Annotated in this window: 23 protein-coding genes and 1 riboswitch; of the genes, 7 read left to right on the top strand and 16 right to left on the bottom strand. The window is 74.0% G+C overall.

The features are described from left to right. Nucleotides 1–134 precede the first annotated feature (134 nt). Both ACZ6WH_RS09685 and ACZ6WH_RS09680 read left to right on the top strand, forming a co-directional pair. Nucleotides 135–695: a sigma factor gene (locus tag ACZ6WH_RS09685; protein WP_469727309.1), complete on the top strand. Its 561-nt coding sequence runs from the start codon at nt 135–137 to the stop codon at nt 693–695. Further along, nucleotides 695–1,753, top strand: a complete 1,059-nt coding sequence (locus ACZ6WH_RS09680; RefSeq protein ID WP_469727307.1) for a maleylpyruvate isomerase family mycothiol-dependent enzyme — start codon at nt 695–697, stop codon at nt 1,751–1,753. Before ACZ6WH_RS09685 ends, ACZ6WH_RS09680 begins: the two co-directional genes overlap by 1 nt. An 87-nt stretch (nt 1,754–1,840) precedes the next feature. Here the strand turns inward: ACZ6WH_RS09680 and thpD are convergent, their stop codons facing one another. The 4 genes from thpD to ectA all read right to left on the bottom strand — a co-directional run bounded on the left by thpD (nt 1,841) and on the right by ectA (nt 5,188). Next, the gene (gene thpD / locus ACZ6WH_RS09675) at nt 1,841–2,740 is read right to left on the bottom strand and encodes an ectoine hydroxylase (protein ID WP_469727305.1); all 900 of its coding nucleotides are present in this window, start codon (nt 2,738–2,740) and stop codon (nt 1,841–1,843) included. Nucleotides 2,741–2,815: 75 nt separating this feature from the next. Beyond that, complete coding sequence (locus ACZ6WH_RS09670; protein ID WP_399707768.1) at nt 2,816–3,220, bottom strand: ectoine synthase; 405 nt, start codon at nt 3,218–3,220, stop codon at nt 2,816–2,818. Between the two features lie 82 nt (nt 3,221–3,302). Next, complete coding sequence (gene ectB / locus ACZ6WH_RS09665) at nt 3,303–4,571, bottom strand: diaminobutyrate--2-oxoglutarate transaminase (protein WP_361560136.1); 1,269 nt, start codon at nt 4,569–4,571, stop codon at nt 3,303–3,305. Between the two features lie 56 nt (nt 4,572–4,627). Then, on the bottom strand, nt 4,628–5,188 hold the full coding sequence (ectA, locus tag ACZ6WH_RS09660) for a diaminobutyrate acetyltransferase (protein ID WP_432852685.1): 561 nt from the start codon (nt 5,186–5,188) through the stop codon (nt 4,628–4,630). Nucleotides 5,189–5,598: 410 nt separating this feature from the next. Here ectA and ACZ6WH_RS09655 point away from each other — a divergent pair, with 410 nt between their 5' ends. Then, nucleotides 5,599–6,690 (top strand): amidohydrolase family protein, encoded by a 1,092-nt coding sequence (locus ACZ6WH_RS09655; protein WP_469727302.1) that lies wholly within the window; start codon nt 5,599–5,601, stop codon nt 6,688–6,690. Between the two features lie 115 nt (nt 6,691–6,805). Here the strand turns inward: ACZ6WH_RS09655 and ACZ6WH_RS09650 are convergent, their stop codons facing one another. The 3 genes from ACZ6WH_RS09650 to ACZ6WH_RS09640 all read right to left on the bottom strand — a co-directional run bounded on the left by ACZ6WH_RS09650 (nt 6,806) and on the right by ACZ6WH_RS09640 (nt 9,452). Continuing rightward, nucleotides 6,806–7,813 carry a bile acid:sodium symporter family protein gene (locus tag ACZ6WH_RS09650; protein WP_469727301.1) on the bottom strand — a complete coding sequence of 336 codons (1,008 nt, stop codon included), beginning with the start codon at nt 7,811–7,813 and terminating at the stop codon, nt 6,806–6,808. A 110-nt stretch (nt 7,814–7,923) separates the two neighbouring features. After that, entirely contained in the window at nt 7,924–8,970 is a 1,047-nt protein-coding gene (gene cobC, locus ACZ6WH_RS09645) for an Rv2231c family pyridoxal phosphate-dependent protein CobC (protein ID WP_469727299.1), read from the bottom strand. After that, nucleotides 8,967–9,452, bottom strand: coding sequence for a cobalamin biosynthesis protein (locus tag ACZ6WH_RS09640; RefSeq protein WP_469727298.1), 486 nt, complete (start codon nt 9,450–9,452; stop codon nt 8,967–8,969). The genes cobC and ACZ6WH_RS09640 overlap by 4 nt, the downstream gene beginning before the upstream one ends. A 172-nt stretch (nt 9,453–9,624) precedes the next feature. Between ACZ6WH_RS09640 and ACZ6WH_RS09635 the strand changes: the two genes are divergently transcribed. Further along, nucleotides 9,625–10,368 (top strand): ZIP family metal transporter, encoded by a 744-nt coding sequence (locus ACZ6WH_RS09635; protein WP_469727989.1) that lies wholly within the window; start codon nt 9,625–9,627, stop codon nt 10,366–10,368. A 29-nt stretch (nt 10,369–10,397) separates the two neighbouring features. On the opposite strand, the gene ACZ6WH_RS09630 is transcribed toward ACZ6WH_RS09635, so the two are convergent. From ACZ6WH_RS09630 to ACZ6WH_RS09595, 8 genes are all read right to left on the bottom strand, one after another. After that, a complete protein-coding gene (locus ACZ6WH_RS09630; RefSeq protein WP_469727297.1) occupies nt 10,398–11,762 on the bottom strand; it encodes a cobyrinate a,c-diamide synthase in 1,365 nt (454 codons plus the stop codon). A 54-nt stretch (nt 11,763–11,816) separates the two neighbouring features. Continuing rightward, nucleotides 11,817–12,413 (bottom strand): cob(I)yrinic acid a,c-diamide adenosyltransferase, encoded by a 597-nt coding sequence (gene cobO, locus ACZ6WH_RS09625; RefSeq protein WP_361560112.1) that lies wholly within the window; start codon nt 12,411–12,413, stop codon nt 11,817–11,819. After that, entirely contained in the window at nt 12,413–14,518 is a 2,106-nt protein-coding gene (locus ACZ6WH_RS09620; RefSeq protein WP_469727295.1) for a putative cobaltochelatase, read from the bottom strand. Before ACZ6WH_RS09620 ends, cobO begins: the two co-directional genes overlap by 1 nt. A 172-nt stretch (nt 14,519–14,690) precedes the next feature. Further along, a complete protein-coding gene (locus ACZ6WH_RS09615; RefSeq protein WP_469727294.1) occupies nt 14,691–16,220 on the bottom strand; it encodes a cobyric acid synthase in 1,530 nt (509 codons plus the stop codon). Further along, entirely contained in the window at nt 16,217–17,185 is a 969-nt protein-coding gene (locus ACZ6WH_RS09610; RefSeq protein ID WP_469727292.1) for a cobalamin biosynthesis protein, read from the bottom strand. Before ACZ6WH_RS09610 ends, ACZ6WH_RS09615 begins: the two co-directional genes overlap by 4 nt. Before the next feature lie 134 nt (nt 17,186–17,319). After that, nucleotides 17,320–17,518, bottom strand: a riboswitch (cobalamin riboswitch). Between the two features lie 134 nt (nt 17,519–17,652). Next, nucleotides 17,653–17,901, bottom strand: a complete 249-nt coding sequence (locus tag ACZ6WH_RS09605) for a hypothetical protein (protein WP_469727290.1) — start codon at nt 17,899–17,901, stop codon at nt 17,653–17,655. A gap of 32 nt (nt 17,902–17,933) precedes the next feature. Continuing rightward, complete coding sequence (locus ACZ6WH_RS09600; protein WP_432852657.1) at nt 17,934–19,184, bottom strand: inorganic phosphate transporter; 1,251 nt, start codon at nt 19,182–19,184, stop codon at nt 17,934–17,936. A 182-nt stretch (nt 19,185–19,366) separates the two neighbouring features. Beyond that, entirely contained in the window at nt 19,367–20,185 is an 819-nt protein-coding gene (locus ACZ6WH_RS09595; RefSeq protein ID WP_469727288.1) for a lysozyme, read from the bottom strand. Nucleotides 20,186–20,401: 216 nt separating this feature from the next. On the opposite strand from ACZ6WH_RS09595, the gene ACZ6WH_RS09590 reads away from it, so the two are divergent. From ACZ6WH_RS09590 to ACZ6WH_RS09580, 3 genes are all read left to right on the top strand, one after another. Beyond that, the gene (locus ACZ6WH_RS09590; RefSeq protein ID WP_469727286.1) at nt 20,402–21,073 is read left to right on the top strand and encodes a class II aldolase/adducin family protein; all 672 of its coding nucleotides are present in this window, start codon (nt 20,402–20,404) and stop codon (nt 21,071–21,073) included. A 114-nt stretch (nt 21,074–21,187) separates the two neighbouring features. Then, nucleotides 21,188–22,315 carry an alpha/beta hydrolase gene (locus tag ACZ6WH_RS09585; protein WP_432852648.1) on the top strand — a complete coding sequence of 376 codons (1,128 nt, stop codon included), beginning with the start codon at nt 21,188–21,190 and terminating at the stop codon, nt 22,313–22,315. A gap of 410 nt (nt 22,316–22,725) precedes the next feature. Next, a complete protein-coding gene (locus ACZ6WH_RS09580; protein ID WP_469727285.1) occupies nt 22,726–24,366 on the top strand; it encodes a hypothetical protein in 1,641 nt (546 codons plus the stop codon). 29 nt (nt 24,367–24,395) lie between these two features. Here the strand turns inward: ACZ6WH_RS09580 and ACZ6WH_RS09575 are convergent, their stop codons facing one another. Beyond that, nucleotides 24,396–24,821, bottom strand: coding sequence for a VOC family protein (locus ACZ6WH_RS09575; RefSeq protein ID WP_469727283.1), 426 nt, complete (start codon nt 24,819–24,821; stop codon nt 24,396–24,398). Nucleotides 24,822–25,084: the final 263 nt, after the last annotated feature.

Below are 25,084 nucleotides of genomic sequence, written 5' to 3'. Positions count from 1 at the left end.
TCCCTCGGTTCGAGTCGTTCGGGTGTGTCCGCTTGTTCCCTGCCGGGGCGGTGCCACGTCAGGCTAGCCTCCGGGGCGCGCCGGGCAATTCGGCCGGGCGGACGGCTACCGCGCGGCGGCGCGGGCGGCTAGGAATGGCAGCACGACCTCACGAGGTGGTGCCGGTGGACCGGAGACCTGCAAGTACATCACCGCCGCGCGACGAGGACCTGCACCGGCGACTGGTGTACGGCGACGAGTCCGCCCTCGGGGAGGTGTACGACGCCTTCGGCGGGCTGGCGCACGCCGTGGCCCGCCGCGTCACGCGCAGCACGAACGCCGCGGAGGAGGTCGTCCAGGAGATCCTCACCCAGCTGTGGGCCCGCCCCTACACGTTCGACCCGGCACGCGGCTCGCTGCGGGCCTGGCTCAGCATGCGGGCCCACCGGCGGGCCGTGGACCGGATGTGCGAGACCGAGGAGCGGGCCCTGCCCGCCGGCGCCGCGCTGCTGCCGCACACCGCGCTCGCCGAACTCCCGCTGGCCCAGCGCCAGGTGCTGCACCTGGCGTACTTCGCCGGGCGCACCTACCGCCAGGCCGCGGTGGAACTGGGCATTCCCGAAGGCACCGCCAAGACCAGGCTCCGCGTGGCGCTGCGCAGCCTCGCCGACCGGCTGGCCGACCCGCCGGATCCGGCCGTCGAGAAGGGCACCTGATGGGCTGGGACCCCGCGGAGGAGCACCCCGAGATCGCCGAGCTGCTCGCCGCCTGGGCACTGGACGCCGTGATGTCCGGCGACGCGGAACGCATCCGCGCGCACGTCGAGGACTGCGCGGAGTGCGCTGAGGAGCTGGTGCGGCTGCGGGAGGCGGTGCACCGGCTGGACGGGCCGCCCGCCGCGCCGGCCAAGGGCGCCCGCCGGGGCGCCGACAAGGTCGGCCGCGGGCGGCTGATGGCGGCGGCCCGGGCCGCCCGCACCGGGCACGACGCGCCGGCCGCCCACGCCGCCCCGTACGCCGCGGCGGTGGCGAGCCTGGAGGCGCTGCTGCGCGAGCTGGACGGCGATCCGGCGCGCTGGGGCACGCCGGTGGTGCACGACTGGGACGTCCAGGGCACGGTCGCGCACCTGATCGCGGCGGACGAGCCGCTGGCCGAGCGGCTGGGGATGCTGCCGGTGACGCGGGCCGAGGCGGGCGGCACCGGGGACGCGGCGCCGTGGGAGGTGCGCTGGGCGGCGCGTACGGAGGAGGTGGTGGCGTACGAGCACACCCGGCCGCCGGCCGAGACGGCCGAGGCGTGGCGGACCCAGGCGCACGGCCTGCTGGACCTGCCGGAGGCCCGGGAGGAGGAGCCGGCCGCGCTGCCCACGGCGCTGATGGGGAAGCGGCTGCCGGTCGCCGACCACTACGTGATCAGGGCGTTCGAGACGTGGATCCACACCCGGGACATCGGGCGTGCGCTGGGGCTGACCGTGCCTCCGCCGCCGCCCGTGCACCTGCGGCGGCTGGTGGCGCTCGCGGTGCGGATCGTGGACCTGGCGCTGGGGGACGGCACCCGGCCCGTGCTGCTGGGGGTGGAGGGCGCGGCGGGCGGCGACTGGGTACTGGGCCCGGCCGCCGAGCCGGTCGCCGCCGAGCTGGTGCTGGACGCGGTCGACCTCTGCCTGCTGGTGGGCGGCCGGCTCACCCCGCAGGAGGTGAGCCGGGGCCAGGCAGGCGACGCGGCCGCCGCTCAGCACGTGCTGGCGACGGCCGCGTCACTGGCCTGGTTGTGAGCCGGGGACCCCTGGGCGGAACCCAAGACCCCCCGGCCCGGAACCGGGCTCCTGCTCACGAGGGAGCGGACACCACGGGGTCGTGCCTCACTTGACCGGGGTGAAGTCCCGGGCGCCGATGTACTCCGGGCGCCGCACCGGGGCCGCGAACGGCTCCACGGCGGTGTTCTCCACGCTGTTGAAGACGATGAAGACGTTGCTGCGCGGGTACGGCGTGATGTTGTCGCCGGAACCGTGCATGGCGTTGCAGTCGAACCAGGTCGCCGAGCCTGCCTTGCCGGTGAACAGCTTGATGCCGTACTGGTCGGCCAGCTTGGCCAGCGCCTCGTCCGAGGGCGTGCCCGCGTCCTGCATCTGCAGCGACTTCTTGTAGTTGTCCACGGGCGTCTCGCCCGAGCACCCCAGGAAGTACTTGTGCGACCCCGGCATGATCATGAGGCCGCCGTTGGTGTCGTAGTTCTCGGTCAGCGCGATCGAGACGGACACCGTGCGCATGTTCGCCAGGCCGTCCTCGGCGTGCCAGGTCTCGAAGTCCGAGTGCCAGTAGAAACCGGACGCACCGAAGCCCGGCTTCACGTTGATCCGCGACTGGTGGACGTAGACGTCCGAGCCGAGGATCTGACGGGCGCGCCCTACCACGCGCGGGTCGGCGACCAGCTTGGCGAACACCTCGCTGATCTTGTGCACCTCGAATACGGTCCGGACCTTGTCCGACTTCGCCTCGACGATCGAGCGGGGGTCGGCCTTGACCTCCGGGGCATGAGTGAGCCGGTCCAGTTCGGTCCGGTACACCGCGACCTCGTCCGCCGTGAGGAGTTCCTCGTCAGCGAAGAAGCCGTCGCGTTCGAAGTCGCTCAGCTCGGACGGCTGGAACGGGCCTGCCGTGCCGGGCTGCGACCACACCACCGGGTCCTGCCGCGGAGTGATGACCTCGGTCTTCCCGCGGGTCGGGTACAGGTCGGCGGTGCGCTCGGGTGCGGTGGTCATGGTGTTGCCTTCCTCTCCTCTCGTACGTGCCTTCCTCAACTGCCGGACGGGGCAGCGGGCCTGATTCCAGCGGCGTCAGCTCGCCTCGGGCTCGGTGAGCAGCGGGTACACGCCGTTCTCGTCGTGGTCCTCGCGACCGGTGACCGGCGGATTGAAGACGCACACGCAACGGAAGTCCGTCTTCGGCCGCAGGGTGTGCTTCTCGTGGCCGTTGAGCAGGTACATCGTGCCGGGCTCGATCCAGTGCTTCTCGCCGGTCTCCCGGTTCTCCAGCTCTGCTTCGCCCTCTACGCACAGTACGGCCTCGATGTGGTTCGCGTACCACATGTCGGTCTCGGTGCCCGCGTAAAGGATGGTCTCGTGCAGCGAGAAACCGACGCGCTCCTTGGCGAGCACGATGCGCTTGCTCTCCCAGGTCCCCGAAGCGGACTTGACGTGGCGGTCGGTGCCCTCGATGTCCTTGAACGAGCGAACGATCACGTGGTTTGTGCCTTTCTGTTCTGCGAGTGGTCTGGTCCGAAAGAAGGGGGCCGGCCTCGCCGGCCGGCCCCCTTTGCGCCTCTCAGGCGCAGTCTCGGACCGCGCGGGCGAGGATGCGGAGACCCTCGTCCAGTTCCTCGGGGGTGGTGGTGAGCGCCGGCAGCAGCTTGACGACCTCGCTCTCCGGTCCCGAAGTCTCGATGAGCAGGCCCAGTTCGAAGGCCCGCTTGGAGATCTTGTTCGCCAGGGTCTTGTCGGCGAACTCCATGCCCCAGACCATGCCGCGGCCGCGGTAGTCCACACCGGCCCGCGGGTGCTCCTCGGCGATGGCTCGCAGGTGGGACTCGATGATCTCACCGCGGGCGATGGTCTGCTTCTCCATCTGGCCGTCGGCCCAGTAGGTGTCCAGGGTGGCGGCGGCGGTCACGAAGGCCGGGTTGTTGCCGCGGAAGGTGCCGTTGTGCTCGCCCGGCTCCCAGACGTCCAGCTCCGGCTTGAACATCGTGAGCGCCAGCGGCAGGCCGTAGCCGCTGATGGACTTGGAGACGGTGACGATGTCCGGCACGATGCCCGCCTCCTCGAAGGAGAAGAAGGCACCCGTACGGCCGCAGCCCATCTGGATGTCGTCGACGATGAGCAGCATGTCGCGGCGCTCGCACAGATCGGCCAGGGCGCGCAGCCACTCGGGACGGGCGACGTTGATGCCGCCCTCGCCCTGGACCGTCTCGACGATCACGGCGGCGGGGGTGTTCAGGCCGGAGCCCTGGTCCTCCAGCAGCCGCTCGAACCAGAGGAAGTCCGGGTAGCGGCCGTCGAGGTAGTGGTCGAACGGCATCGGGGTGCCGTGGACCAGCGGGATGCCGGCGCCGGCGCGCTTGAAGGCGTTGCCGGTGACCGCGAGCGAGCCCAGCGACATGCCGTGGAAGGCGTTGGTGAAGGACACGATCGACTCGCGGCCCTTGACCTTGCGGGCGAGCTTCAGCGCGGCCTCGACGGCGTTGGTGCCCGTCGGGCCCGGGAACATGACCTTGTAGGGCAGGTCACGCGGGCGCAGGATGACGTTCTGGAAGGACTCCAGGAACGCCCGCTTGGCCGTGGTGGACATGTCCAGGCCGTGGGTGACGCCGTCCCGCTCGATGTAGTCGATCAGGGCCCGTTTGAGTACCGGGTTGTTGTGGCCGTAGTTCAGCGACCCGGCGCCGGCGAAGAAGTCGAGGTAGGCGTGGCCGTCCTCGTCGTACATGCGGCTGCCCTGCGCCCGGTCGAAGACGGTGGGCCAGCCGCGGCAGTAGCTCCGCACCTCGGATTCGACGGTCTCGAAGACGCTCAGGTCCGGCTGGGTGATGGTCACAGCATGCTCCTGGGAGATGTGGGGTGTGACAGGGAGTGGGAAGTCTTGGGGCGTGCTCAGCGCTGAGCAGGCGGGGCGAGGGGACCGATGCGGTGCAGCACCTCGGGCTCGTGGCCCTCCTCGGGGAACAGCCCGGCGTCGAAGAGGACCTCGCGCTCCACGGAGGCCTTGTGGCGCTCGGCGAAGGAGGCGAACAGCCGGTTCGACGCGGCGTTGTCCGGTGAGATCGTGGTCTCGAGGCGAGTGACGCCCTGCTCCTGCGCGACACGGCCGGCGAGGCCGTCCAGGAGAGCTGCGGCCAGTCCGCGGCCCCGGTGCGCGTCGTCGACGGCGACCTGCCAGACGACGAGGGTCTCGGGGCGGGCGGGCCGGATGTAGCCGGTGATGAAGGCGGCCGGCTCGCCCTCCGCGTCGCGGGCGACGACGGAGGTGGCGGCGAAGTCACGACACCACAGCAGGTAGCTGTAGGACGAGTTGAGGTCCAGCGTTCCGGAGTCCCGGGCTATGCGCCAGATGGCCGCCCCGTCCTCCACTCGCGGGGCATCGAGCTTGAAGCCCTCCGGCATTTCTCTGAATTCGCTTCGGGCACGTGCAAGGTCTGCTTGTGCGGCGGTCATGGGAATTAAATTTACCGAGGGAAATTGGAAAATGCATCGCGGGTTGGGGTTACGGAGGCGGGGGGTTCTATGTTATCGCGCGGGGGCGCACGGGCGCACGACAGACCTCTGGGATGTCTTGGTTTGCCCGGAAAATACGGGGCAAAGCGACCCGCTTGTGTGGTCGGTCACATGTGCGTAACGGCCGCGAGATCCGTCCGAATTACGGGCCTTGCGGGTCACCTGAATCGACGCGTTTGAGCTGCGGAAAAGCGGGCAGAAGAATACGGGAAGCTGCGCACCAGAAGAATTGGAAATTCTCCGGTAACAGGTGTACAGCAAGGAAAGCCCGGAGCGCCATGGGGTTTCCGGGATTCCTCCGCCGGGGCCGCCCCGTCCAGGCGACCGGGCCCGGCTCGTACAGTGCGTGCATGACCGATAGCGCGGTGCTGCACATCAAGGGGAGGGTCCTGGCCGGGCCCGACGACGTACGCGAGGACCTCTGGGTCGTCGGCGGGCGCGTCACTTTCACCCGACCGGCCGGATCGCGGGAGATCGACACCATCGAGGGATGGGCGCTGCCGGGCCTGGTCGACGCCCACTGCCACGTGGGCCTGGACGCGCACGGCGCGGTCGACGAGGCGACCAGCGAGAAGCAGGCGCTCACCGACCGTGAGGCGGGCACGCTGCTCATCCGGGACGCCGGTTCGCCCGCGGACACCCGGTGGATCGACGACCGGGAGGACCTGCCGCGGATCATCCGCGCCGGGCGCCACATCGCACGCACCCGCCGCTACATCCGCAACTACGCGCACGAGATCGAGCCCGAGGACCTGGTGGCGTACGTCGCCCAGGAGGCGCGGCGGGGCGACGGCTGGGTCAAGCTCGTCGGCGACTGGATCGACCGCGAGACCGGCGACCTGTCGTCCTGCTGGCCGCCCGGCGCGGTGGCCGCCGCCATCGCCGAGGCGCACCGGCTGGGGGCGCGCGTCACGGCCCACTGCTTTGCCGAGGAGTCCCTCGCGCCTCTCGTGGAGGCCGGCATCGACTGCATCGAGCACGCGACGGGCCTCACCGAGGAGACCATTCCGCTCTTCGCCGAGCGCGGCGTCGCGATCGTGCCCACGCTCGTGAACATCGCGACCTTCCCGCAGCTGGCGGCCGGCGGTGAGCAGAAGTACCCGCGCTGGGCCGACCACATGCGACGGCTGCACGAGCGCCGCTACGACACCGTACGGGCGGCGTACGACGCCGGGGTGCCGGTGTACGTCGGTACGGACGCCGGCGGGGCGCTCGCGCACGGTCTCGTCGCCCAGGAGGTGGGAGAGCTGGTCAAGGCCGGTATCCCGGCCCTGGACGCGGTGTCGGCTGCCGCCTGGGGCGCGCGGGAGTGGCTGGGCCGCCCCGGGCTCGTGGAGGGCGCTGCGGCCGACCTGGTGGTGTATGACGTGGATCCGCGGGAAGACGTACGGGCGCTCGGCTCGCCGCGGCGGGTGGTTCTGCGGGGGCGGGTGGTCGGGTAGGTCCCGCCGTCGAGGCGCGGGGCTGTGGTCTCCCTGCGGCGCCGTTGTGGCCGGTCGCGCAGTTCCCCGCGCCCCTGTGGAGCGGCGCTGCGCGCCTGCTCCAGGGGGCGTCGCGTCACGCGCCGCTCTTGCGGGCGCCGCGGGCCATCCAGGCCGCGACCACCGCGCCCGAGATGTTGTGCCAGACCGAGAAGACCGCTGCCGGGAGGGCCGCCGCGGGGCTGAAGTGGGCCGTGGCCAGGGAGGCCGCCAGGCCGGAGTTCTGCATGCCGACCTCGAAGGCCATCGCGCGGCTCGCCGGGCGGCCCAGCCTGGCCAGCGAGCCCGCCCCGTAGCCCAGCGCCAGGCCCAGCCCGTTGTGCAGCACCACGGCGAGCAGCACCAGCGCGGCCGCGTCCTTGATCTGGGCCGCGCTGCCCGCCACCACGACCAGCACGATCACCGCGATGGTCAGCGCCGACAGCCAGGGCAGCGTCCGGAGCAGCCGGTCGACGAAGCGTCCGGCGACCAGCCGGACCAGCAGACCGGCGAAGACCGGCAGCAGCACGGTCTTGAGGATGTCGGTCACCATCACCCCGGCGTCCACGTGCATGAACTGTCCGGCGAGCAGGTACGTCAGCGGCGGCGTCACGAACGGCGCGACCACGGTGGAGACCGTGGCCACCGACACCGACAGGGCGACGTCGCCGCGCGCCAGGTAGGTCACGACGTTGGAGGCCGTGCCGCTCGGGGCGCAGCCCACCAGGATCACGCCGGCCGCCAGCGCGGGCGGCAGGTCCAGCACGGTGGCCACCAGCCAGCCCAGCCCCGGCATGATCACGTAGTGCGCCACCAGGCCCAGGCCGACCGCCCACGGTCGCTTGGCGACCGCGGCGAAGTCCGGGACGGTGAGCGTGAGGCCCATGGAGAACATCACGACGCCGAGCAGCCACGGCACGGCCGGGGCCCAGCCGGTGAAGTGGGACGGCCAGCACAGGCCGATCAGCCCGGCGACGATGACGAGCAGCGGGAAGAGCGTGACGGCACGGCGCGCCGCCCGGTCGGACGCGGGGAGGTCGCCGGTCTCCGCGGGAGGGGCTGCCGCCGGCTTCTGGTTCGTCTGGTGCGTCTGCTCGTTCGTCACGGCCGCACCTTACGGCGCCCTTACGTGTAGCAGGCAACGGGGTTCCGGATGGTGGACGCGCCACCGGATTCCCGGCCCTTCGCGAGTCGGGTGCGGCGCGCCGAAGGGGCCTACGCCCGCTCTCGGACCACCTTTGCCAGGGCCGTCACGAAGCGGTCGGTGGTGTCCCGGTCCCGGACCGCCAGCCGCAGCCAGTCGTCGCCCAGCCCCGGGAAGGTGTCACCGCGCCGGACCGCGAAGCCCAGCTGCCGCAGCCGCTCCCGTACGGCCGCCGCGTCCGCCAGCCGGATCAGCACGAACGGCCCGGCGGCCGGCTCCGCCACCGTGACCGCCGGGAACCCGCCCAGCCGCGCGATCAGGTACGCACGGTCGGCGGCGATGTCCGCGGCCGCCGCCTCCGCCTCCGCGAGCGCCTCCGGCCCGCAGCATGCCTCAGCGGCGGTCAGCGCGGGCGAGGAGACCGGCCACAGCGGCTGGGCCCGCTCCAGCGCGGCGATGATCTCCGGTCCGGCCAGTACGTAGCCGACCCGCAGCCCGGCCAGCCCCCAGGTCTTGGTCAGGCTGCGCAGCACCACCAGGCCCGGCAGGTCCGTACGGGAGGCGAGGGACTCCGCCTCGCCCGGCACCGCGTCCATGAACGCCTCGTCCACCACCAGCGTGCGGCCGGGCCTGGCCAGCGCCGCGACGGCCCCTGCGGGGTGCAGCACGGACGTGGGGTTGGTCGGATTGCCGATCACGACCAGGTCCGCTTCGTCCGGCACCGCCGCCGGATCGAGCCGGAAGCCGTCCCGCTCGGCGAGCAGCACCCGGCCCACCTCGTGCCCGGCGTCCCGCAGCGCCGCCTCCGGCTCGGTGAACTGCGGGTGCACCACGACCGGCCGCTCGGCCCGTACGGCCCGCGCGAGCAGCACGAACGCCTCCGCCGCACCGGCCGTGAGCAGCACCCGGGAGGCCGGCAGCCCGTGCCGCGCCGCGACCGCCGCGCGCGCGGCCCGGCCGTCCGGATAGGCGGCCAGCCCGTCCAGCGAGGCGGCGATGCGGGCCTTGAGCCAGGCCGGCGGGGTGCCGGTACGGACGTTGACGGCGAGGTCGGTCAGGTCCGCCGCGCCGCGGATCTCGGCGTCCCCGTGGTGGCGCAGGTCGGGAGGGGTGGTCACGGCGTCGTCTCCTCGTGCGTGCGTACGTACGTGTGCGAGCGGGCCGGGGGCGCGGCGGCCCGGCGGGCGACCGCGCAGGTGGCGCGGGAAGTGCCACCGTCCGCAGGCGCGGCCTTCCGCTTGGGGACGGCCAGCGTGGCACCGGGGCCCGCCGCGGCCAGCGCGGCGGCCTCCGCGACGGCCGGCGTCCCCGTGGCGGCCCGCACCGCGTCGGACGGGTGCGGCACCGGTACGGCCGCCAGCACCTCGGCCGGGAACGCCCGCAGCGGCGCCCCCAGCAGCGCCGCCGCGGCCCGCAGCCCCGGCTCCCCGGCCCTGGCGTCCACGGTGGCCAGCGCGCACACGGCGGCGGGGGACAGCCCGGCCGCCGCGAGCACGTCCGTGATCAGCGCCGTCACCTCCGCCGCCGGTACACCGGGCCGCGCGCCGACCCCCACCACCAGGTCCGGCGCCCGCCCGGCGCCACCGGCCCCGTCGGTCATGAGGAGTCCTTTCGACGGGTGCGGGCAAAGGGGAGGACAGCGGAACAGGACATGCGGGACCGGCCGGGGATCAGTAAGCAGGGGACACGGGTACCGGCAGCGGTGCCGGTACGGAACCGTCGGCGAGAGGGGCGGCACAGTGCCAGTGGTCATCGCGGTCGGCGCGTTCCTGATGACCCTCATCGGGGGCTGGGTCGCCCACCGGGTCACCGACCGCCGCCACCTCATCCTCGGCCTCGCCGGCGGACTGATGCTCGGCGTCGTCGGCCTCGACCTGCTGCCGGAGGCCCTCGAAGCGGCCGATGTGCAGCTCCTCGGGGTGCCCGCCGCGCTGCTCTGCTTCGTACTCGGCTTCCTGGCGGCGCACGCAGCGGAACGCCTGCTGGCCGTACGGAAGGCCGCGCGCGGGATGGGCCGGTTCAATACTGCAGCGCGAAGCGCTTCCGACGAAGGGCGGTGGCGGGAGACGGGTGGGCGCGTGCCGCAGGTGGGGCTGACGGCCGCGGCCGCCATGGTCGTGCACAGCCTGATGGACGGCTTCGCGATCGGCGCGGCCTACCAGGTCGGCAGCGAGATGGCGGTGGCCGTCGCGGTCGCCGTGATCGCCCACGACTTCGCCGACGGCTTCAACACGTACACCATCGCCAGCCTCTACGGGAACGCCCGGCGAAAGGCCCTGCTGCTGCTCTGCGCGGACGCGCTGGCCCCCATGGTGGGCGCCGCGGCGACCCTCCTGGTCACCCTGCCGGAGCAACCGCTCGGCTTCTACCTGGGTTTCTTCGGCGGCGTCCTGCTGTACCTCGCGACCTCCGACATCCTGCCCGAGGCCCACCACGACCACCCCGCCCTGTCGACGCTGGCCTGCACGGCCGCGGGCGTGGGCTTCATGTGGCTGGTGGTCGGAGTGTCGGGCTGAGGCCCGGCAGCCGGACGCCGCCGCGGTCATCAGGCGCTCGCCGCCCATACCGCGGCGCTCGCCGCGAACCGGTGCGCGAGCGACGGCTCGGCCGCCCAGTGCACATGCAGGTACGAGGCGTGCACACCGTCCCGGACGAAGCCCTCGGTACGCCGCTCGGGGCGCACGAAACCCCACGCCGGGCTCTCGCCCGTGCCCGGCTCCAGCACCGTGCGGTGGAACTCGTGGCCACGCACCCGCGTCCCGGCCGCCGCCAGCGCGCTGTCGCCGACCGCCACGGCCTCCCGGTAGCCCAGCGTCAGCCGCTCCGACATCCGCCCGTCCGCCGGCAGCACGCCGCACATCGGCTTCCCGTCCAGCGACCGGGACAGGTACAGCAGGCCCGCGCACTCCGCGGCGACCGGCGCGCCCGCCGCCGCCAGCCGGGCGACCGCCGCGCGCAGCGGCTCGTTCGCCGACAGCTCCGGCGCGTACACCTCGGGGAAGCCGCCGCCGATCACCAGGCCCGCGGTGCCCGTGGGCAGCTTCTCGTCCCGCAGCGGATCAAAGGTGACCACCTCGGCGCCGGCGGCGGTCAGCAGCTCCGCGTGCTCGGCGTAGGAGAACGTGAACGCCGCACCGCCCGCCACCGCGATGACCGGACGGCCCGGGGCGGGCGTCTCCGGGGCCTGCGGCGCCCAGGCGGGCCCGGTCAGCTCCGGCGCGCTGTGCGCCAGCGCCAGCAGGCCCTGAAGATCGCAGCCCGCCCGGATCTGCTCCGCGAGCGCCGCCACCGAGTCCACCGCCTCCGGGGCCCGCTCCGCGACCGGGACCAGGCCCAGGTGCCGGGCGGGCGTATTGACCCGCGGCGCGCGCCGCAGACAGCCCAGCACCGGCACGCCCGCGCCGCCGAGCGCCTCGCGCAGCAGCGCCTCGTGCCGGTCGGAGCCCACCTTGTTGAGGATCACCCCGGCGAGCCGCACCTCCGGGTCCCAGGACGCGAAGCCGTGCACCAGCGCCGCCACCGACCGGGACTGCGAGGACGCGTCCACGACCAGCACGACGGGCGCCCGCAGCAACTTCGCCACCTGCGCCGTCGACCCCAGCTCGCCCATGCCGGACGCGCCGTCGAACATGCCCATGACGCCCTCGACGAGCGCCAGGTCCGCGCCCGCCGCGCCGTGCAGGAACAGCGGCTCGACCCGCTCCGGACCGCACAGGTACGCGTCGAGGTTGCGGCCCGGGCGCCCCGTGGCCAGCGCGTGGTAGCCCGGATCGATGTAGTCCGGACCCACCTTGTGCGGGGACACCGCGAGACCGGCCTCGCGGAACGCCGCCATCAGGCCGGTGGCGACGGTGGTCTTGCCGGCGCCCGAGGAGGGCGCGGCGATCACCAGGCGCGGGATGTTCACCACGTGCTCGTCTCCCCGGTCGCCGCCGGGCACTCGTCTCCGGTCACCACCGGGTACTCACCACTCAATGCCCCGCTGGCCCTTCTGGCCCGCGTCCATCGGGTGCTTGACCTTGGTCATGTCGGTGACCAGGTCGGCGAAGTCCACCAGCTTCTCCGGCGCGTTCCGGCCGGTGATCACCACGTGCTGGGTGCCGGGACGGTTCCGCAGCACCTCGATCACCTCGTCGGTGTCGATCCAGCCCCAGTGCATCGGGTAAGCGAACTCGTCCAGCACGTACAGCCGGTACGTCTCGGCCGCCAGGTCCCGCTTGACCTGCTCCCAGCCCTCGCGCGCCGCCTCCTCACTGGACTCGATGTCGCGCTGGACCCACGACCAGCCCTCGCCCATCTTGTGCCAGGCCACCGTGCCGCCCTCGCCGGTCTCCCCGAGGACGCGCAGCGCACGCTCCTCGCCGACCTTCCACTTGGCGGATTTCACGAACTGGAACACCCCGACCGGCCAGCCCTGGTTCCAGGCCCGCAGCGCCAGGCCGAACGCGGCGGTGGACTTGCCCTTGCCGGTGCCGGTGTGGACGAAGACGAGCGGGCGATTGCGGCGCTGACGGGTGGTGAGGCCGTCGTTCGGTACGACGGTCGGCTGTCCCTGCGGCATCAGGCGGCCCTCCGGTGGGTGGTGTCGGTGACGTTGCGTACGAGCGCGGAGACGCTGTCCGCGCGCAGTTCGTCGAGGGTGACGGCGGTGCCCTGCAGATCGCGGGCCAGCTCCCCGGCCAGACCGAGGCGGACGGGGCCCGCCTCGCAGTCCACGACCACCGAGGCGACGCCCTCGGAGGCCAGCAGCCGTGCGGCCTTCGAAGCGCGCGGCCGCGGCTCCACACCGCCGGTCGCCCGGCCGTCGGTGACCACGACCACCAGCGGGCGGCGCGAGGCGTCCCGCATGCGCTCCACCCGCAGCACCTCATGGGCCTTCAGCAGGCCCGCGGCCAGCGGCGTCCGGCCGCCGGTCGGCAGCTGCTCCAGCCGGGCCGCGCCCGCCTCCACGGAGGACGTGGGCGGCAGCGCGAGCGCGGCGTCCGCGCCCCGGAAGGTGATCATCCCGACCTTGTCGCGCCGCTGGTACGCGTCCAGCAGCAGCGACAGCACCGCGCCCTTGACCGCCGTCATCCGCTTCCGGGCGGCCATCGAACCGGAGGCGTCCACGACGAACAGCACGAGGTTGCCCTCGCGGCCCTCGCGCACCGCCTCCCGCAGATCGTCCCGGCGGACGACGAGCCCGGTACCGCTGCGCCCGCGCCGCTTCTGGTGCGGCGCCGCGGCCTGCACGGTAGCGGCCAGGTGCAGCTTGCCCAGCGCGCCCTGCGGACGGCGGGACCCGGTGGTGCGGCCGTGTGCGGTACGGGCCCGGGAGCGCCGGCCGTCGGCGCCCTCGCCGAGCCCCGGCACGTCCAGCCGCTTGGTCTTGAACGGCTCGGTGGCGCCGACGGCCGCCTTCTCCGGAGCCGCGCCGCCCTCGGAGGGCTCCGGAGACGCCTCGCCCTGCGGCTGCGCGGGCTGCTCCTCACGACCGCCCTCGGGGCGCTGGTCCGGTACGGACGGCTGCTCGGGGCCCGCGTCCGCACCCGACGGCTGCGGCGCGTCGTCCGGGCCGTCCTGCGGCGGCTGTCCGCCGCCCCCGTCGGGACCTCCGCCGTCCGGCCCGTCGTCCGGGCCCTCCGGCTCGGGGTCCGGCTCGTCGTCGTCCTGCGGGCCGTACTCCTCCAGCGTCCGGTCGAGCTTGTCCTCGTCGAGGCCGGGGGCGTCGAAGGGGTTGCGGCGGCGCCGGTGCGGCAGCGCGAGGAGCGCGGCCTGCCGCACGTCCTCCTCGGCGACCTCGCCCCGGCCCGCCCAGGCGGCGAGCGCCGTCGCGGTGCGGGCCATCACGATGTCGGCGCGCATGCCGTCCACCTCGAACGCCGCGCAGGTCGCCGAGATCTGGCGGAGCGCGGCGTCGCCGAGCGCAACGCCCGGGAGCAGCGCGCGGGCCGTGGCGATCCGCTGCCGCAGCGCCTCCTCCTCGGCGGCCCAGCGCGCCGCGAAGCCGGCCGGGTCGGCGTCGTACGCCAGCCGCCGCCGGACCACCTCGACCCGCTGGTCGGGCTCGCGGGAGGCGGCGACCTCCACGGTCAGACCGAAGCGGTCCAGCAACTGCGGCCGCAGCTCGCCCTCTTCGGGGTTCATCGTGCCGACCAGCAGGAAGCGCGCCGCGTGCCGCACGGAGACACCCTCGCGCTCGACGTACGAAGAGCCCATGGCGGCGGCGTCCAGCAACAAGTCCACGAGGTGGTCGTGAAGCAAGTTGACCTCGTCGACGTACAGCACGCCCCGGTGCGCGTCGGCCAGCAGGCCCGGCTCGAAGGCCTTCACGCCCTCCGACAGTGCACGCTCGATGTCCAGCGCGCCGACGAGACGGTCTTCGGAGGCGCCGACCGGCAGCTCGACCATCCGCGTGGGGCGGTCGACGCCGGCGCCCGCCTGGTCGTGCGGCCCGTCAGGACAGTCGGGATCCGGAGCGGCCGGGGCGCAGGAGAAGCGGCAGCCGGGCACGACGTCGACGTGCGGCATCAGCGAGGCGAGCGCCCTGACGGCGGTGCTCTTGGCGGTGCCCTTCTCGCCGCGGACGAGCACGCCGCCCACCGCCGGTGAGACGGCGTTCAGCAGGAGCGCCAGCCGCAAGTCGTCCATGCCGACGATCGCGGTGAACGGGTACGGGGTGGTCACGTGCTGATCACTCCTTCGAGTGGCTTGCGATTGCTGCTGGCCGAACTGCGGGCGCTGTGGGAGATCGTTGAGCCCTGTCCCCCGCCTGAGCGGGGATGTTCCACTCCTGCACGAGCACGTGATCGAGCTCCTGCTGTGGTCCCCGCCACCGCGGGGTTCTCGCCGGGGGCGCTCACGGCGCCCCCGGCGGGACGAACGGCAGGCCCGGGGGCACCCCGTTCTCGATCAGGCGCAGCAGCGCCTCCGTGTCGGCGTGTTCCTCGATCAGGTCGCCCAGCGCGTCGAGCTGTTCCTCGCGCAGCGCGTCGAAGCAGGTGTCCGGCGCGGGCACGAACGCGCGCCCCGCGTCCGCCGCGACCCGGCGCAGGAACGCGCGCCGGAAGCCGTCGCTCTCCAGGGAGCCGTGCCAGTGCGTGCCCCATACGGAGCCGACGCGGCAGCCGTCCAGGAACGGCTCGTCGCCCTCCCGGACGCCGGCGACGCCGTGGTGGATCTCGTACCCCGCCACCGGCTCGCCCAGCGCCTCGCCCTCGGGCCTGGCCAGGGTCTTCTCCGCCGCGAACCGCACGCGTACGGGCAGCAGTCCGAGCCCGTCGACCGCGCCGGCCCGCGACTCCACCTCGTCCTCGATGTGCTCGGCGAGCATCTGGAAGCCGCCGCAGATGCCCAGCACCGGGCGGCCCTCGGCGGCCCGGCGCGCGACCGCGTCCGCGAGCCCGCGCTCGCGCAGCCACTGCAGCGCCCGTACGGTCCCGCGGGTGCCGGGCAGCACTACGAGGTCGGCGTCGGCCAGCTCCTCGGGGCGGTCCACGAAGCGCACCACGACGCCCGGTTCGGCGGCGAGCGCGTCCACGTCGGTGAAGTTGGACATCAGCGGCACGGCCGCGACGGCGACGCGCAGGATGTCGTCGCCGTGCGGCGCCGCGACCGTGCTCTCGCGCACCGCGCCGCGGAGCGACACCCGCAGGCCGTCCTCCTCGTCGATGCCGAGCCCGTGCCGGAAGGGCAGCACGCCCAGCGTCGGCCGGCCGCTCAGCTTCTTGAGCATGTCCAGCCCCGGTTCCAGCAGCGTCACGTCGCCGCGGAACTTGTTCACCAGGAAGCCCGCGAGGTGCGCCTGGTCGGCCTCGGACAGCAGCGCCGTCGTACCGAAGAAGGACGCGAAGACCCCGCCGCGGTCGATGTCGCCGACGACGACCACGGGGAGGCCCGCGGCGCGCGCGAGCCCCATGTTCACGATGTCGGTCCGGCGCAGGTTGATCTCGGCCGGGCTGCCCGCGCCCTCGCAGATCACCGCGTCGTGCGTACGGCGCAGCTCGGTCAGGCAGTCGGTGACCGTGCCGAGCAGCTTCTCCTGGCGCCCGGAGTGGTAGCCTCGCGCGCTCAGCTCGCCGACCGGCCTGCCCAGCAGCACGACCTGGCTGCTGCGGTCGCTGCCGGGCTTGAGCAGCACCGGGTTCATCAGCGCGGTCGGCTCGACCCGGGCCGCCGCGGCCTGCATGGCCTGCGCCCGCCCGATCTCCGCGCCCTCGCGCGTCACATACGAATTGAGCGACATGTTCTGGGCCTTGAAGGGCGCCACCTTGACGCCCTTGCGCGCCAGCCAGCGGCAGATGCCCGCCGTCACCACGCTCTTGCCCGCGTCCGACGTCGTCCCCGCGACCAGCAGTCCGCCGCCGGGCCTTTCCCGCGCTCCGCTCACCGCGGCCTCCTCGTCCCTCGCGCCGCGCGCACCGCGCCCACGGCGATCCGCGCCCCGACCGTCGTCGCCAGCGCCAGCGCGCTCACCCGGCGCGACAGGCGCACCGCACGCGCGATGTCGGCCCCCTCGACCGCGCGGGCACCGCCGTTGAGCACCGGGCGGTGCTCGACCCGTCCCGCGTACGCCAGCGTGCCGCCCAGCCGTACGCCCAGCGCCCCGGCGAACGACGCCTCCACGGGGCCCGCGTTGGGGCTCGGGTGCCGCTTGCCGTCGGCCCGCCGGCTGCGCCACGCGCCGCGCGGATCGGGCCCGGCGGCGGTGGCCAGCAGGGCGGTCAGCCGCGCCCCGGGCCAGCCCGCCACGTCGTCCAGCCGGGCCGAGGCCCAGCCGTACCGGCGGTAGCGGTCGGACTTGTGCCCCACCATCGCGTCCAGCGTGTTCACCGCGCGGAAGGCGACCAGGCCCGGCACACCGCCGACGGCGCCCCAGACCAGCGCGCCCACGACCGCGTCGGAGGTGTTCTCGGCGACGGACTCCACGACGGCGCGGGCCATCTGCGGCCCGTCCAGCGCCTGCGGGTCGCGGCCGCACAGGTGCGGCAGCCGCTCGCGCGCCACGTCGAGATCGCCGGCTTCCAGCGCGCCGCCGATGGCGCGCGCCTCGCGGCCCAGCGTCGTACCGCCCAGCACGGCCCAGGTGGCGGCGGCGGTCAGCGCGATGCGGGCGGGGGCGCAGCGGCGTACGGAACGGGAGAGCAGGGCGGCGCCCAGCGCTGCCCCACCGGCGCACAGCGCGGTGTGCGCCGCGCCGTATCCGCGGTGGTCGCGCCACAGCCCGCGCTCCACGGCGGCCGCTGCCCGCCCGAAGGCGGCCACCGGGTGACCGCGGCGCGGATCGCCCACGGCCAGGTCGCCGAGAAAGCCCAGAGCCGCGCCGCACGCATAGGTGGCGTGTTCGGCACGCATCGTCGGATCAGCCCGCCGTCGTGCCTCGGCGGGACGGCCGGCCGCGGTCGCGTGCCGGGCGTACGGCGGAGGGCAGGGGTCTCGGCTCGGAGCCCGGCATGGCGTGTGTCCTCACTCAGGGTCCGCGCCCTGGCTCGACGTGACCGGCGACGAGAGTCTCCTGGCTCCCGGATCGACGCTTCCCCCGGCCTTCCAGCCCGTGCCTGTGGCGGGCCGTGGCTTCTTCTGGAGGAGCGCTCCCCGGTGACAGTGGCGGGACCGCGCCGGATTCTCACCGGACTTCCTCATCTGTCGCCGAATGGCACCGGGCAGTCCACCACGTGCCGCGAAAGCCGTCAACTCACCCTTGACCTGCGACGCAGGCGTATGCCGGTCCGTGTGGCCGACACCACAGGCCGGGGACACGCGAAGGCGCCCGGCGGCCGCGGAGTACGCGGCGCCGGGCGCCTTCGGGTGCGGTGCGGGGGTCAGCCGGCGACGATCAGGAAGATGCCGTAGCCGACGGCCGCGAGGCAGAGCGTGAAGCAGGCGTACCCGCCGGCGCGGGCGACGGCCGAGGAGCCGCCGGCGGCGACCGCGGTGGCGCCCGTCCCGCCCTCCTGCGGGGCCTTGCGGGACGTCCCCACGATGCCCAGGGTGAACAGGCCCACCATGCCGACGGTCACCACGAGCGTGGTGCCGAAGACCTGGCCGAGTGCAGCCCAGTCGATGTTCATGGCGTCGGTTCCTTAACGCGAGCGGCCGGCGGTCAGCGGACGGCCGTGGTGGCGGGGGAGCGCTTGGCGGACTGCGCCGGGATGCCGTCGATGGTGCCGGCTCCGGCCGTGGTCGCGCCCGCGGGCGGCGGGGAGACGGTCTGGAGCGCGGTGGTGACGACACCGGCCGGCTCGACGGGCTCCACGTCGTTGACGTTGCTGTGGTCCACCGGCTTGCGGCGGGAGGCGGCCCAGATGGCACCGCAGATCGCGAGGCCCAGCACGGCGACGGTGGTGACGCCCCAGGTGCCCTGGCCCGCCAGGAAGGCGGCGCCCGCGGCGACCAGGCCGGCGGCCGGCAGGGTCAGGCCCCAGGCGATCACCATGCGGCCCGCGGTGGACCAGCGCACCACGCCGCCCTTCTTGCCCAGGCCCGAGCCCATGACCGAGCCCGAGCAGACCTGGGTGGTGGAGAGCGCGAAGCCGAGGTGCGAGGAGGCCAGGATCGTGACGGCGGCGCCGGTCTGGGCGGCGAAGCCCTGCGGCGGCTGGATGTCGGTGATGCCCTTGCCCATCGTGCGGATGATCCGCCAGCCGCCCAGGTACGTGCCGAGGGCGATGGCGAGGCCGGCCGAGGCGATGACCCACATCGGCGGGTCGGCCTGCGGGGCGAGCGCGCCGCCGGTGATCAGCGCGAGGGTGATGACGCCCATCGTCTTCTGGGCGTCGTTGGTGCCGTGGGCGAGGGAGACCAGGGCGGCCGAGGCGATCTGCCCGGCGCGGTAGCCCTTCGCGGTGTCCTGCTCGGCGCGGTTGCGGGCCAGCCGGTAGGTGAGCCGGGTGGCGAAGGTCGCGGCGAGGCCCGCGACGATCGGCGCGGCCACGGCCGGGATGAGGACCTTCATGACGACGGCGTCCCCGTTGACCCCGCTCATGCCGACGGACACCAGGGTCGCGCCGATCAGGCCGCCGAAGAGGGCGTGCGAGGAGCTGGAGGGGAGACCGGCGAGCCAGGTCAGGAGGTTCCAGACGATGGCACCGACGAGGCCGGCGAAGATCACCTCTGGTCTGATGCCGGCGCCTTCGTCGATGATGCCGCCGGAAATGGTCTTGGCGACCTCCACGGAGAGGAATGCGCCGACGAGATTCAGCACCGCCGACATCGCCACCGCGGTCTTGGGCTTCAGTGCCCCGGTGGAGATGGTGGTGGCCATGGCGTTGGCCGTGTCGTGGAAGCCGTTCGTGAAGTCGAACACCAAGGCCGTGACGATCACGATCCCGATGAGAAGCGTGATGTGTTCCATTCACCCAGGCAATCAGTTCGATGGTCAGTGACGCGAGCGACCGTACGGAGGGTGGGTGAACGGAAGATGAACGACAACGGGCCTGGTGGTGACGCCCCCGCCGTTTTCGTGCGGAGGCGTCTCACCCGTCACTTGTGGTTCATTCCGCGGTGCCTTTGACGTGCTTGGGGCACCGCTCCGGTCTAGCCGCCGGCGAACCTGCGGAGCTGTCCGTAGGAGCCGTTCCAGGCGTTCTGATCGCCGGGCAGCGCGCCCTTGTTCGAGTACTGCCAGATGCTCAGGAAGGACCACCCCTTCGGCAGAGCGCCCGGCTCGCCGTGCCACGATGCCAGCCACAGCGGGTGGCTCTGCGCGAAGGCGCCGCTGCCGCCGGTGCAGGTGTTCCACCAGCGGGTGGTCGTGTAGATCACCGGCCGGCGTCCGGTCTGCCGTTTGATCTCGTCGCTGAAGTCCCAGATCCAGGCGACCATCTTCTTCTTGCTCACGCCGTAGCACTTGTGTTTCTTGCTGTACGGGTTGTGCTCGATGTCCAGGGCCGGCGGCAGCGTCCAGCCGTCCGCCGTCCAGCCGCCGCCGTTGCGCAGGAAGTACCGCGCCTGGGCCGCGCCGGAGGACTGGTTGGGCACCGCGAAGTGGTACGCGCCGCGCAGCAGGCCGGCCCCGCGGGCGCCGTCGTACTGCTGGCCGAAGTAGGGATTGGTGTAGTCGGTCGACTCGCTGGCCTTGACGTAGACGAAGCGCGCGCCCTTCGCGCGGGCCTTGTTCCAGTTGACCTTCTTCTGGTGCGAGGAGACGTCGTGGCCGTGCGGCACGCCGGCCGCCGCAACGGGGCTCGCGGTGGCGAGCCCGGTCAGCGCCGTGCCGGCCAGCGCGGCCAGCGCGAGGGCCGTTGCGGTGGCGACGGAGGCCGGACGGCGCCGCCGGCGCGGCGCGCCGGGTGTCGGGTCGGGTGCCGGGTCGCTGGTACGGGTACTAGGAGTCGGTTTGCGGTCACGAGCCATGATTCCCCCCGGATGGCGACGTGCATGACAAAACATCCTGAGGCTAGGGGAAGATCCCGAGATGCCGGATCGGCTCCGGCCAATCACTGGCCAAAGCCGAAATGCTCCGCTTTGCGGGATACCGAAGGGGAATGGTCCGCCTTACAGTGCGGCGGCTGCGCGGGGTACCCCCGGTACGGTGCGCAGCGCGGGGGTTCCAGGAGGGAGCGGGGCGGCATGACGGATCGCGGGCCGGGACCGGCGGAAGAGGTGACGGAGGCGTGGGCCGCCCTGGTGGCCGCCGCGCGGCGCACGGTGACGGACGGACTGGTGGTCGGCACGTCGGGCAACGTGTCCGTGCGCGCCGGCGGGCTCGTGCTCGTCACGCCCAGCGGCGTCCCGTACGACCGGCTGGGCCCGGACGACCTGGTGGCGGTGGACCCGGCGGACGGGCGGCAGGTGGCCGGTGAGCTGAGGCCGACGAGCGAGCTGCCGATGCACCTCGCGGTGTACCGCCACACCGGCGCCACCGCTGTCGTCCACACCCACGCGGTGCACGCCACCGCGGTGTCCACACTGGTCCCGGAACTCCCGCCGGTGCACTACATGACCGCGGCCCTCGGGGGTACCGTCCGGGTCGCCCCCTACGCGACGTACGGCAGCCAGGAGTTGGCCGACAACATGCTGCACGCGCTGCGCGACCGCACGGGCGTGCTGCTGCAGAACCACGGGACGCTCACCTACGGCGACACCCTCGACCAGGCGTACGACCGCACGGCGCAGCTGGAATGGATGTGCCGGCTCTGGCTGACCGCCTCCTCCGTCCCCGGGCGCACGCCGTCCCTGCTCTCCGACGGCCAGCTGGCCGAGGTGGCCGAACGGCTGCGGGGGTACGGACAGCGGGGCTGACCCCGCGCGACGGAGGGCGAAACGCACGGCAGCCCGGCACCGGGCGGCCCGTTCCGTCACTCGGGCGCGCGGGCCCACTGGCCACGGGCCGCGGCGCTCCCCAGACTGGGGAGGGTGCGCCTGGGTACCGCGGCGGCAGCGGCCGTCACCACTGTGATCGGTACCGGTGCGGCCGCGCTCGCGGCCGGCCGGTACGCCAGCGACGTCGCCCTGCGGCCCGCCCCCGACCGGCCGTTGCCGGGCGACGGGCGGCTGACGGTGCACGCCACCACCGCCGACCGGATCACCCTCACCCGCAGCATCTCCGCGCTGCGGCCGGGCCGGTACGGGCTGACGGGCCGCGGCTGCCACGCCGTCGTCGGCCCGGTGACCGACGACGTGCCGCACGCGGCGGACACCGTCGTCCGGCGCCTGGAGCGGGTCACCCACGGCACCCTCGGGCGCGGCACACACGTGTGGCTGACCCCGCAGGTGCACCTCGGCAACCCCTCCGACGCGCTCGGCCTGGAGTGCGCCGACGTCGACGTGCCCGGCGAACTGGGCGCGCTGCCCACGTGGTTCCTGCCGGGCGAGCGGGAGACCTGGGTCATCACCGTGCACGGCCTCGGCACGACCCGGGAGCACCCGATGGTCGTCATGCCGTTCCTGCACCGCCACCGCTTCCCGGTGCTCGCCCCGGCCTACCGCAACGACCAGGGCGCGCCGCGCACCGCCGACGGCAAGGCCCATCTCGGTGACGCCGAGTGGCGCGACGTGGACGCGGTGATCCGGTACGCCCTCCGGTACGGCGCGCGCCGGGTGGTCCTGCACGGCTGGTCCACCGGCGCGACGATGGCGCTGCACGCCACGGCGCACTCCGCGCTGCGGGACCGGATCGCCGGACTGGTGCTGGACTCGCCGGTGCTGGACTGGCGCGCGACGGTACGGGCGCTGGCGGCGGCCCGGCGCGTGCCGCGTCCGCTGCTGCCGCTGGCGGTACGGGCCGCGGAGGGCAGCACGGGCCTGCACTCCGACCGGCTGGCCGAGGCGTGCGACCCGGCACTGCTCTCCGTCCCCACGCTGATCCTCCACGGCCCCGGCGACACCGTCGCGCCGTGGTCCGCCTCCCGCCGCCTGGCGGCCGCCCGGCCGGACCTGGTCAGCCTGCACACCGTCAGGGACGCCCCGCACGCCGCCATGTGGAACGCCGGGCCCGAGGACTACGAAGAGACGCTCCGCCGGTTCCTGACGCCGTTGATGTAGTGGATGCAGAGGCCTTTCCCGTGCGGCTGATGAAGGGCCGCTAAGGGCCGCTGACGAAGGGGTGCTGCCGCAGCGGCCGGCGCGGCGTCGGTGAGCGGTCCGCCCGGTGTGTGCAGGGGCGTGGCACGCAGGGCCGACGGCGTGGCACGGGGTGCCGCGGGGAAGGGGGCGATCGCGGGCGGATCGGGCACCAAGGGCCCTTCCGGAGAACGCAAGCGGACTTCCGATTGGGTTTTCGGGCCCACAGGAGCAAGACTGCTCCTGTGACGTCCCGTACTCCGCGCGACTCCCGGCTCCGCCTCGTCCCCAGACAACCGATCGCCGCCGCCCGCCGAGCGGTGAGCACGCGGTCCACCAGGCCCGCGCCACGGCCGCCCGAGGGCACTCCACCGCCCGCGGAGCTGGCCCGGATGGCACGCGGCGCGCTGGCGGGCGCCGTCCGGGTGGCCCGCTGGGCCGCCCGCGAGCGGGGCGAGGGCACCGGCGCACGCGCCGCCGCCGACGGCTCGCTCCCGGACGGCGCCGCCGAGCAGGCAGCCGCCGCACTGGAACTGACGCCGCAGCAGGTCCGGGCCGACTGGGACCGGGCCCGGCTCGCCGGCCTCATCGAACTGCACGGAGGCGTGGCCCGCCCCGGCTGGCGGCTGCGCGCCTGGGACCGGGACGACTCCGCCGCGCTGCGCGGCTGGGTCGCGCTCTTCGACGCCTGGTCGCTGGCGCTCCCCGCGCCCGCTGACACCGGCCCCGGGGCGGTCGCCGAGGTGATCGAGGCGCTGCCGCAGGTGCTGTCGCTGCTCTATCTCTCGGCGGGCCCGGTCGAGGTGGCCGACCTCCTGGAACTCCTCGACCAGCGGATCGCCGAACTCCGCACGGAGCGCTGCGAGGTGCCGTACGAGCGCGCGGTCCGGAGCGAGCCGTCGGTTCGGGGCGAGTCGTCGGCCCGGAGCGAGTCGTCGGCGGCGGGCCCCGGCGCCACGGCGGGCCCGGTACCGGCCCCCGGGGGCGGGCAGAGCGCGGGCCCCGGCGTCGCGGCAGGTCCGGTGCCGGTCCCGGCGGCCGGTCAGGACACGGAGCCCGGTCAGGACGCGGAGCCCGGGCACGACATGCAGCCCGGCGGGCCGGACGGCGCCGTCGCTCCGAGCCCGGCAGCCGAGGGCGGCGCCGCCCCGGATGCCGGTGGCCAGACCACTGACCAGGCGCACGGCCGGCCGGCTCCCGGCGGCCCGGACGGCACGGCCGACGCCGGCGACGGCGCGGGGGCGTCGTCCGCGTCCCTGCTGGACTGGGCGCTGGAGGCGCTGGCCGCGGTCGGCGCGCTGGTCGTACCGGGCGGCGGCACCCGTGCGCGCGGTGCCGCGGATGCCGCCGCACTGCTGCGCGGCGGCGAACCGGCCGGTGAGCGTCAGGCCCGCCTCACCCCGCTCGGCAGCTGGGCGGTCTGGGTCAAGCTGGAGCAGATCTGCGTGGCCGCGCAGAGCCCCGCCGGCAACATCGAGCAGTCCGCCGAGGCGATGCTGCGCGGCTGCGCGCGGCTGACCCCCGGCCCCGCCCGGGCGGAGTACCGGGCATGGCTGGCCGCGCGCTCCGCCGGCAGCGCGGTCGAGGAGCTGCTGGCGGTCGCCCGCGGCGAGGACGCCCTGCTGCGCGGGCTCGCCTTCGAAGCGCTGCGCACGGTCGGCGCGCCGGCCGAGCCCGCCGTACGGGCCGCCGCCTCCGAGGCGGCGCTGCGGCCCTACGCCCTGCTGTGGCTGGTGGAGCACGAAGGGGGCGACCCCGAGACCGCGCCGGACGTGCTCACCCGTGAGGAGTCCACCTGGCTCTGGGTGGACACCGCGGCCGCCGTCGCCGACCACGGCGAGAGCCGGCTGCTCGTACGCCACTTGGACTCCGCCGTGCAGGGCTCCGTGCCGCGCCTCCTGGAGGAGGTGCGCGCCGTCGGGCACCCGCGCACCGTCCAGGTCCTCGTGGCGCTGGCCGCGGCTCACCCGGACCCGGCGCTCGCCAAGGCCGTCCGCCGCGCGGCGTTCCAGGTCCACACCGGCGGCGCCTGACCGCCGGCCCCGCGCCGGGCGGGCGCGGCTCAGGCGTCCGTGCCGTCGGCCTCCGTGGTCGTCGGGGCGTACGTGCCGAAGCTCCAGATGTTGCCCTCCTCGTCCCGCGCCATGTAGTCGCGTGAGCCGTAGTCCTGGTCGGTGGGCGGCACGAGGATCTCCGCGCCGGCCGCCGCTGCCCGCCGGTGATGGGCGTCGACGTCGGCCACGGCGACGTACACACCGGTCGGCCCGGCGTCGCCCATGGCCTCGGCGAAGACGCCGCCGCGGCCCTTCGCGCCGAGCATGATCGTGCCGTTGCCGTAGGACAGTTCGGCGTGCAGCACGGTGCCGGACTCGTCCTCGTACAGCGCGCCGCGGGTGAAGCCGAAGGCGGCCGTCAGGAGCTCGATCGCGGCCTTGGGATCGCGGTAGAGCAGGGTCGGACAGATCGAGGGGGACGGGGTGGCGGACATGGTCTCGGTCCCTTCGCGAGCCGGTGTGGCCTGACTCACATCAGTCTGCCAGTGGGGTCCGACAATGCCATGTGACCTGGGAGTACCCCCTGTCCCGAGGGAGCCGCGCGCAGGGCGTCGCGGCGCCGGTGACGGCGGGGAAATCTGCTTGCACACCACCGTTAGACTGGGTCCATGGCAATTCTCCTTGTGCATTAGACGGCGTCGGCCCGTCCGCGCTCCTCGTGGAGCGCGCCGCGTTGCGGCTTCTCCCGCCCGTCCGT

It is taken from the genome of Streptomyces sp. NPDC050806 (assembly GCF_055586425.1).
The sequence above is the reverse complement of the archived record's forward strand: the minus strand, read 5'-3'. Positions and strand labels throughout refer to the sequence as shown.

Excerpts from the sequence above, each read along its gene's own strand:
- ACZ6WH_RS09605 (WP_469727290.1), bottom strand. The coding sequence starts at position 17,901 with ATGAACATCGACTGGGCTGCACTCGGCCAGGTCTTCGGCACCACGCTC.
- ACZ6WH_RS09680 (WP_469727307.1), top strand. The coding sequence starts at position 695 with ATGGGCTGGGACCCCGCGGAGGAGCACCCCGAGATCGCCGAGCTGCTC.
- ACZ6WH_RS09575 (WP_469727283.1), bottom strand. The coding sequence starts at position 24,821 with ATGTCCGCCACCCCGTCCCCCTCGATCTGTCCGACCCTGCTCTACCGC.
- ACZ6WH_RS09685 (WP_469727309.1), top strand. The coding sequence starts at position 135 with ATGGCAGCACGACCTCACGAGGTGGTGCCGGTGGACCGGAGACCTGCA.
- ACZ6WH_RS09600 (WP_432852657.1), bottom strand. The coding sequence starts at position 19,184 with ATGGAACACATCACGCTTCTCATCGGGATCGTGATCGTCACGGCCTTG.
- ectA (WP_432852685.1), bottom strand. The coding sequence starts at position 5,188 with ATGACCGCCGCACAAGCAGACCTTGCACGTGCCCGAAGCGAATTCAGA.
- ACZ6WH_RS09640 (WP_469727298.1), bottom strand. The coding sequence starts at position 9,452 with ATGACCGACGGGGCCGGTGGCGCCGGGCGGGCGCCGGACCTGGTGGTG.
- ACZ6WH_RS09595 (WP_469727288.1), bottom strand. The coding sequence starts at position 20,185 with ATGGCTCGTGACCGCAAACCGACTCCTAGTACCCGTACCAGCGACCCG.
- ACZ6WH_RS09610 (WP_469727292.1), bottom strand. The coding sequence starts at position 17,185 with ATGCGTGCCGAACACGCCACCTATGCGTGCGGCGCGGCTCTGGGCTTT.
- ACZ6WH_RS09590 (WP_469727286.1), top strand. The coding sequence starts at position 20,402 with ATGACGGATCGCGGGCCGGGACCGGCGGAAGAGGTGACGGAGGCGTGG.
- ACZ6WH_RS09635 (WP_469727989.1), top strand. The coding sequence starts at position 9,625 with ATGACCCTCATCGGGGGCTGGGTCGCCCACCGGGTCACCGACCGCCGC.
- thpD (WP_469727305.1), bottom strand. The coding sequence starts at position 2,740 with ATGACCACCGCACCCGAGCGCACCGCCGACCTGTACCCGACCCGCGGG.
- ACZ6WH_RS09655 (WP_469727302.1), top strand. The coding sequence starts at position 5,599 with ATGACCGATAGCGCGGTGCTGCACATCAAGGGGAGGGTCCTGGCCGGG.
- cobO (WP_361560112.1), bottom strand. The coding sequence starts at position 12,413 with ATGCCGCAGGGACAGCCGACCGTCGTACCGAACGACGGCCTCACCACC.
- ACZ6WH_RS09580 (WP_469727285.1), top strand. The coding sequence starts at position 22,726 with ATGGCACGCGGCGCGCTGGCGGGCGCCGTCCGGGTGGCCCGCTGGGCC.